The sequence below is a fragment of the Vibrio sp. 10N.222.54.A3 genome (genome assembly GCF_041474095.1).
In the GTDB taxonomy this organism is placed as follows: Bacteria; Pseudomonadota; Gammaproteobacteria; order Enterobacterales; family Vibrionaceae; genus Vibrio; species Vibrio crassostreae_C.
The window spans coordinates 62,284-68,880 of record NZ_JBFRTN010000044.1 but is presented as its reverse complement, the minus strand read 5'-3'; the positions used below and the strand labels follow the sequence as shown (position 1 = coordinate 68,880).

Genomic DNA, 6,597 nt, shown 5'->3' with positions numbered 1-6,597 from the left:
ACTATTATTAGAAATTAATAAATGGTTCCTAATAATTCTATATGAGCTTCAATATAATTAACGTTCTAAATGGGGAAGATGAGCATTATGAATAGACAAAAAAGCCCACTCAATCTATGAGTGGGCTTAAGTAAATAGCATTAATAAATTGAGCGTGGGATCTTACTTCGTAAATATTTCATTTGTATTTACATCAAGATAAATTTTGTTTTCAAGGGACAACCCACCACAATAAATAAAATAGACATCTCGATTGCTGTACTTAACAGATTTCACCCATCCGCCTAATTCTTCAAAATCACTTGGGGCACACTCCCCCTCAGAGATCAGTTTAGCCACCGAATTACGGAATTTTTCTTGATGGATCTTGAGGTCATCAGACTTAACCAAATAGGAATCCAATATCTCTTTGCTTTCTTTTTCCGAAATAATGACTTCATCATTCGATAAGCCTGACATAGAGACCCATTCCGCCGTCTGTGGGCCGCCTTCTTTAAGGACTATATAGTCTGAGATACGTGCCCATTCGCCTTGTTTCTCGAGTACCACCACCTTTTCCCCTTTATAGAGGTAATCTGTTATCAAGCCATCAATTTCAGGTTGCTCGACCACTTCAAGCTTTCTCTCCAAAACGTAAAATTCCGTCTGCTCGGGTTCAGGCTGAAGATCCATGATGGGTACAAGGTCAGATTCAGATTGCTCGGTAGCTTCTAACGCCGGCTCTTCCGTTTTCTCTTGTGGGATTGGGTCTTTATTCATGACCAAGAAGTAGTATGCCGCTCCTCCCCCTCCGCCCAATATCAACAACACAAGTAAAGCGATCAGCGCTTTTTTCATCAAATCCACCAGCTCTTCCGTTATAGGTATGTCTCAAGTGTACATCAACTCATGCTGCTGCTCATCTATACTCTCAATAGAGCGCACGGTAAGTAGAGGAAAGTCATGAGTTTTTGGGGGAAAGTTATCATTGTAAGCGCAACTTTTAGTGCCAATGTCGCTCTAGCGAATCATTGTGACCGTGAAAACTGGCAAACACTGTTGGATCGTCAGCTCTCTTTTGAAGGTCGCTATAATCAGTACACCAAAGAGTTCAACCAAGTTCTTTCAACCTATGAGTCACAGACATTGTTATCTAAACACTTTAATGAAAAGCAGATCATTGAGCTTTGGGCAAAGTATGAAGAAAGGTTTAATGTGCAGCTCAATAGTCATATGAATACCGCGTATGACGTCTCCGAGGTTTTGCTACAACAGGCGTATTTTGTGTCTAGTGAACTTGAAGGCGCTGACTCTCTAGCGTATTCATGGCAAGCCGTCGCCAAACACTGCACCAAAGCAAGACTCCCGCGCCAGGCAGAAAGCGCAAAGGTGCACGTACAAAGCTCACAATCACTCTCCCGAGATCTCCATACACTCAGTGAAAAATTCCGTCAGCTGTCTTCAAAATACCGCAGAGAAGCGACGATGATTGATGAAGCGCGCCACATAAACCAACCAGCAAACGATGCATCAAACTGAAATCACCATTAGATTCTCTCACTCGTTCGACTGGACTTTTCCGATAAATATGCTCAATCCCATTCATAATATTCTAAGAACTCGTTAATCAAAGCTTTATCAATAGGTTGTAAAAGTAATGTGCTATCTATCAACAATGAAGTTCAATTTCCGACCAATGCAAGCGAGTATGTGAGATATTCATCACAAAATAGATTTACAAACGCCAGAAAATTGTTATCATGAATCTTCATATAACTTAATAACAAGAAACATTTTGGCTAGGTAATATGCAAAAGACTATGGCTTTCAACTGCTTGAGTAACACGGAATGGACTGCAGAGATAAGAGGTAAACTTTTATCTGTAGCTAAACACATGGAAGAGTTCGGTTCAGTAAGTGAGCTAGAGCTATGTAAGATATTTGGAGAGACAATTTGGAATGACGGCGTGGATTATCATTCACATGCTTTTTCATTCAGAATTAATGCACAAACTGGGGATTGTTCAATCTCTAACTTTAAGTATCACTAAGTTTTGCACCTATCATATACGGAGTACCTTTCACGAGGTGCTCCGTTTTTTATTGCCTGAAGCCTGACACTTAATGGATGATTTTTGATATTGACCGCGCTTCTACTTCAGGAGTAAACCATTTCGTTTTCAGCTCATTCTGCCTTCGTGTTACTGCTCAGAGTTTGGCTTAATCGGTATAAATTGGCAGTGGTGCATTGCCTTTTACTTGTCTTATCGCAAGGTGGGTATGAATATCTTTCACGTTAGAGAGCCTTTGAAGTTTTCTTGTAAATGCCTCGTAGGCCATCAAGTTCGGGCTAACCACTTCTAGCAAATAGTCATAAGCCCCAGATACAACGTGGCAACTGATCACCTCTTCCATCTCTACAACAGCCGCCTCAAACTTATCTATCGACACTTCTTGGTGGTTGTTTAGGCTCACCTCAACAAACACACTCATTGCGATGCCGACTTGTTCTCGTGACAAGCTCACACGATAACCGTCAATAATGCCCTTTTCTTCTAGCCTTTTGACTCGTCTTGCACAAGGCGAAGGTGATAAACCCACTTCATCAGCAAGTTCAGCCGTGGTTAACCTGCCATCTTTTTGTAGCAGTTCGAGAAGATGCCTATCAATTCTATCCATAGTAAATGCCGAACATTAGTTAAATCCGTTAATTATTTGGTGAATATTAGCAGAAATCATCAACGATAGTTCAAGTTTAGCCAAAACTTGCCAACCTGTGGCACACCAACTGTTCCATAATGAGTCATCACCCACTCTCCTTCTATATTATGAATCTTGGCTACTTATCTATTACTGTCACCCTACTCATTTGGGCGAGCTTTTTTCTTTCTCTTAAAGGCGGCGCAAATTCAGATTTAACACCTGCAGATATCGCCCTCACAAGATTTCTCATACCGGCTTTGGTGTTATTGCCTTTGATGTGGAAAGCACGCAGCGCGATTGCCGTCGTCCCTAAACGGTATCTAACGGGTATGTTCGTAGGTAGCGGATTACCTTATCTGCTTGTTGCCGGAACGGCCATGCAGTTTGTTCCGGTATCTCATGGCAGTGCTCTTGTTCCGGGCACGCTTCCTCTGTTCGTTACAGGAATTGCGGTACTCTTTTTTAAGCAGCCACTCAGCCGACATCGTGTTGTTGGTTTAGGTTTGGTTTTGCTCGGCATACTGTTGTTTTTAGGGAGTAGCTTAAGCAGCTTCAACTTCGAATACACCAAAGGTCATTTGTTGTTTTTATGCGGAAGCTTAATGTGGGCGATGTTCACCATCTCAGCCCGTGTCGCTAATCTTAATGCGTTAGTCAGTGCCGGTTTTATTTCTCTCTGTTCTACTTTGCTTTTACTCGTCCTAATCCTGACTGGAACCCTCCCAAGCCACCTAATGGACACACCAATCGCTAATTGGCCCTTCACGGAGCTTGCCGTTCATTCAACAGTGCAAGGCGTTGGGGCGGGTTTAATCGCTGCGTTCACTTACCTTTATGCGGTTAATACCTTAGGGGCTGAACGCTCTGCCGCTTTTGGCAGTGCAACACCCGCAGTGGCGACCTTGTTGGCGATCCCACTATTCAACGAGATTCCTGATGCGATGACTTGGCTCGCCCTTGGTTCTATTTGCATCGGCAGTTTGGTCGCGAGCAACATATTCATGAGAAACGACCAGTCGATGCAGTACCAACCGCCAAGCCACAGCAAAGCCTGATACTGCGTTCAAACCTAAATACAGTTCCCATAAGCATCGATTTTAGGGCTTGTAGTACACAGATAAGCCCACAAACGTAGGCTTATCTAAAATCTGCTTTTTCTGAGCTCGCTTCTCCATTAAACTGTCCGACCTTTTTGCAGATCCAAGAGAACACCATGCAACGCGACTACACCTTAAATTGCTTAATCACCATGCCTCGCCATGAACTAGAAGAATTTAGTTTAAGAATGATTCATCGCCTTGTTCCTGAAGATGCAATGACGGAATTGTTTACGTTCGAGCAAGAAGAAGTCACCAGCGAAGAACGCATGCAATCAGCGAAATTTGACGCAATGCTTCGAATGACAGCTATCGCGCTTGGTGAAGTAAACCTAGCCTTCTCAGAGTCGGATAACTCGCAACAGAACATCGAGCGAATGACTCGCCTACTGCTTTGGCACTTCTACTCAATTTCTTTCAACCTTGAAGAAGCAATCGCAATCGAAGTGCACTGTGAGAAAGTAGAAAAGATCTTAAAGAACGCACCTAAAGATGCGTTTGGCTGGGTTAAAGAATTAACTGAGCTACTTCACTTCTACGCGAAAGTGAACGAAGGCAACGAAGACAGTAAAGACGCTTAACGTTAGTTCTACGTAAGTATACATCGAGCTAAACGAAGGCAGACAGAGCTATACCGAAGGCAAATAAAAGCTTTGCTGAAAGGAGTTCTCTGCCTTTGTTGTTTCTAGCACACTGTGATGCAACATCAGTATCGACTGCGCGATCTTGGTTCCTATTCCCAAAGAACCATTCGGCGCTTCCAGTTCAACCTCATTATGAATCACCACCTTCACCCGTTTGGAATCCGCTTCAAAACCAACATCTAACGACACCACAGTGCCACTTGGGCTATGCCTCAATGCATTATCTAACAGATTCAAAATCAACCTCTCAAGCAGATCACTGTCACCCACAGCCTTGATTCCAATAGGCATATTAATGTTCAACTCAACATTTTTATGGCGATATTTGCTTTGTATCGTTTCTAAGCATTCGCTCATCAGCCCATTGAAATCGATTGAAGCGTATTGATATGTGGGTACCGGGTTATCTTTCTTGGCGCTATCTAACAGCGAATGGAGCTGTTCAGATAACTTGTTGCCATTGCGATATGCCACATCTATGAGTGGATCCGAATGTGGGTTTTGAATCCTCCACGTTTCTAGATACCCCAATACACTCGACAATGGCGTTTTCAAATCATGACTGAGCTGTAATAAGCTTTGTCTTCGATGTGACGACTGATATTCAAGTTGCAAAAATTGCTGTTGAATGTGCTTCGCCATCAACTGATACGAGCGTGCAATCGGCACCAATTCTGGTACTTGATGAATGAAGTTCGGGTCCAATCGAAAATCTTGCTCTGCTTGTTGTTGCAGCTTGTTGGTTACTGCTTCTATTGGGTTTAACAGGCTACGTTTAACCAATAGATAAGCCCCAACTGCAAAACCCAAGATAGAGATCAGCATGAGCCCCGCGAGCGCAATGTATGGCGTGTCGACCTGCGAATTGGCAATCACGGTGTGACGATTACTGCCAATCAAAACGTACAGATACCCGACGGTCGAACCTAGCTCTTCAATCGCTGCTACGGAAAACACCTTACGAGCCCCGGGATTGATCGGATCTTCCCCCAGAATGGGATAAGGCTCGTCGTTTAAAAACTGTTGAATGGGTGCTAAGTCTATCTGGTTGGCTAGCACAGTGCCTTCTGGCGCAGCATGAGTCGTAATCTTGCCCTGACTGTCGAGGAAATACATATCAAAATCTGGCCCTATCAACATCAAGGTGTGGAAAATGGATTTGAGCGCTTTAGGGTTGTAGTCGGTACCAATCATCAGAGGATTATCATCGCGCATATGAACCGCGAGCTCTTTGTGTAAGCTCTGCTTAGTTCTTTGTTCTATGGTCTCTTTTTGCCAATTATAGGTATAAGCAATCACCACACTCACGAGCAGAAACCACAAACTGGTGAACAACACTAAACACGATTTGAAACTCATGTTCTCTCCTCGATGGCTCTTAGGTCTTACTGGCCTTTTAGTAAACTTCGGACGCGACACATAGGCCTAAGCTTTCGACTCAAACTTATAACCAACACCCCAAACGGTTTTAATGAAATCATCATCACTATTCGGCATCGCAAGCTTGGTTCTTAGACGGTTGACTGTGCTACACACGGTATGGTGATAGCCAGAGTGATGAGTATTCCAAACATGATCGAGCAGCTCGTCTTTGCTATACACACGCCCCGGGCGGGTTGCTAAGAAATGAAGTAAGGTAAACTCGGTAGCTGTCAGCGGTACGTCTTGGTTATTGAGTGACACCTGATGGCGTTCAGGTTGAATAGTGAGCACACCAAAATTCATAATCGATTCTGCTGTCACAACCTCCTGAGTCGCTGATTCGACATGGCTTAAACGGCGAAGCACGTTCCTCACTCTTGCTTGAAACTCGAGAACGCTGAAAGGTTTCGTTATGTAGTCATCAACACCGGCTTCTAAGCCTGACACCTTATCTAACTCAGCGTCTCTTGCGGTTAGCATGAGTACTGGCGTCCAATCCTCTTGCTGACGCAACATTCGACAGAAATCGAGTCCGTCACCGTCTGGTAAGCCACGATCCAGTACGATCAAATCGAAATGACCCTCTTTATAGAGCGCCTGAGCCTTTTCAATCACATTAGCTCTGATTACGTTATGCCCTTGGAACTTAAGATGCATCTGCACCAGTTCAGCCAAGTCATCATCGTCTTCAACCAACAATATGTTTGCCATCAAATTTACCGCAGCACTATTCATGATCCCTGCTCTATTCT

General features: G+C 43.7%; 8 protein-coding genes. 4 read left to right on the top strand and 4 right to left on the bottom strand.

The genetic code is table 11. The features are described 5' to 3' along the window. Positions 1–162: 162 nt before the first annotated feature. On the bottom strand, positions 163–846 hold the full coding sequence (locus AB4507_RS10895) for an SH3 domain-containing protein (RefSeq protein WP_017069149.1): 684 nt from the start codon (positions 844–846) through the stop codon (positions 163–165). Positions 847–942: 96 nt separating this feature from the next. Between AB4507_RS10895 and AB4507_RS10890 the strand changes: the two genes are divergently transcribed. Next, positions 943–1,518, top strand: a complete 576-nt coding sequence (locus AB4507_RS10890) for a hypothetical protein (protein ID WP_372182659.1) — start codon at positions 943–945, stop codon at positions 1,516–1,518. Between the two features lie 269 nt (positions 1,519–1,787). Next, positions 1,788–2,030 (top strand): hypothetical protein, encoded by a 243-nt coding sequence (locus AB4507_RS10885; RefSeq protein ID WP_017062621.1) that lies wholly within the window; start codon positions 1,788–1,790, stop codon positions 2,028–2,030. Between the two features lie 169 nt (positions 2,031–2,199). On the opposite strand, the gene AB4507_RS10880 is transcribed toward AB4507_RS10885, so the two are convergent. After that, on the bottom strand, positions 2,200–2,658 hold the full coding sequence (locus AB4507_RS10880) for an Lrp/AsnC family transcriptional regulator (RefSeq protein ID WP_017062622.1): 459 nt from the start codon (positions 2,656–2,658) through the stop codon (positions 2,200–2,202). A 149-nt stretch (positions 2,659–2,807) separates the two neighbouring features. Here AB4507_RS10880 and AB4507_RS10875 point away from each other — a divergent pair, with 149 nt between their 5' ends. Together AB4507_RS10875 and AB4507_RS10870 are read left to right on the top strand one after the other, a co-directional pair. Beyond that, positions 2,808–3,737: a DMT family transporter gene (locus tag AB4507_RS10875; protein ID WP_017064490.1), complete on the top strand. Its 930-nt coding sequence runs from the start codon at positions 2,808–2,810 to the stop codon at positions 3,735–3,737. Positions 3,738–3,895: 158 nt separating this feature from the next. Beyond that, the gene (locus AB4507_RS10870; protein ID WP_017062624.1) at positions 3,896–4,360 is read left to right on the top strand and encodes a hypothetical protein; all 465 of its coding nucleotides are present in this window, start codon (positions 3,896–3,898) and stop codon (positions 4,358–4,360) included. 48 nt (positions 4,361–4,408) lie between these two features. Here AB4507_RS10870 and AB4507_RS10865 read toward each other — a convergent pair whose 3' ends face one another. Together AB4507_RS10865 and AB4507_RS10860 are read right to left on the bottom strand one after the other, a co-directional pair. Next, positions 4,409–5,782 (bottom strand): sensor histidine kinase, encoded by a 1,374-nt coding sequence (locus AB4507_RS10865; RefSeq protein WP_372136520.1) that lies wholly within the window; start codon positions 5,780–5,782, stop codon positions 4,409–4,411. A gap of 66 nt (positions 5,783–5,848) precedes the next feature. Further along, positions 5,849–6,580, bottom strand: a complete 732-nt coding sequence (locus AB4507_RS10860; protein WP_017067448.1) for a response regulator transcription factor — start codon at positions 6,578–6,580, stop codon at positions 5,849–5,851. Positions 6,581–6,597 lie beyond the last annotated feature (17 nt).

Bases quoted from the DNA above. Each gene is read 5' to 3' on its own strand.
- AB4507_RS10890 (WP_372182659.1), top strand. From the start codon at position 943: ATGAGTTTTTGGGGGAAAGTTATCATTGTAAGCGCAACTTTTAGTGCC.
- AB4507_RS10885 (WP_017062621.1), top strand. From the start codon at position 1,788: ATGCAAAAGACTATGGCTTTCAACTGCTTGAGTAACACGGAATGGACT.
- AB4507_RS10880 (WP_017062622.1), bottom strand. From the start codon at position 2,658: ATGGATAGAATTGATAGGCATCTTCTCGAACTGCTACAAAAAGATGGC.
- AB4507_RS10875 (WP_017064490.1), top strand. From the start codon at position 2,808: ATGAATCTTGGCTACTTATCTATTACTGTCACCCTACTCATTTGGGCG.
- AB4507_RS10870 (WP_017062624.1), top strand. From the start codon at position 3,896: ATGCAACGCGACTACACCTTAAATTGCTTAATCACCATGCCTCGCCAT.
- AB4507_RS10865 (WP_372136520.1), bottom strand. From the start codon at position 5,782: ATGAGTTTCAAATCGTGTTTAGTGTTGTTCACCAGTTTGTGGTTTCTG.
- AB4507_RS10860 (WP_017067448.1), bottom strand. From the start codon at position 6,580: ATGAATAGTGCTGCGGTAAATTTGATGGCAAACATATTGTTGGTTGAA.